Annotated in this window: 1 protein-coding gene; it reads right to left on the reverse strand. The window is 23.0% G+C overall.

Going from position 1 to position 479, the window contains the following annotated elements:
* Positions 1-46 precede the first annotated feature (46 nt).
* Complete coding sequence (locus RI68_RS03345; protein ID WP_017193167.1) at positions 47-457, reverse strand: SVM family protein; 411 nt, start codon at positions 455-457, stop codon at positions 47-49.
* Positions 458-479: the final 22 nt, after the last annotated feature.

Here is a 479-nt window from a genome sequence, read left to right on the forward strand (position 1 = left end):
TAATTTAATCATTATTTATTAAAATTCCTTTTTGAATTAAGAAAAATTATTTTTGTTCATATTGCCAAAAAATATACATATTTTTAGCTCCATTACCCATTTGTTTTAATTCTTCTAAAGTATATTTATCATCTTCATCATCTCTAGTGCTATTATCAAAAAAAACACCTAATAAATTACGAGGTGGATTCTTAATTTTCCAAATAATTGCAAATTCTTCTGTGTTTCCGTTATAACGCGGACCAGTTAACGTAAAATCAAAATATTGTTTAAATGTTTCATGATTTTTAAGAATATCAATATTTGATACAGTTGTATTAACGATTCTCATATCGCCAACAAACTCTTCATTAGGGGCAGCCATTACTTGTTGATTATTAATAATTAAAAATAATCCTAAGAAAATAAATACAAAAAATGCATTCAATAATAATAAATTATTTTTGATTTTAAACATCAATTAAAACTCCTTTTATTTT

Source organism: Vaccinium witches'-broom phytoplasma str. VAC, from assembly GCF_000309405.1.
In the GTDB taxonomy this organism is placed as follows: domain Bacteria; phylum Bacillota_I; class Bacilli_A; order Acholeplasmatales; family Acholeplasmataceae; genus Phytoplasma.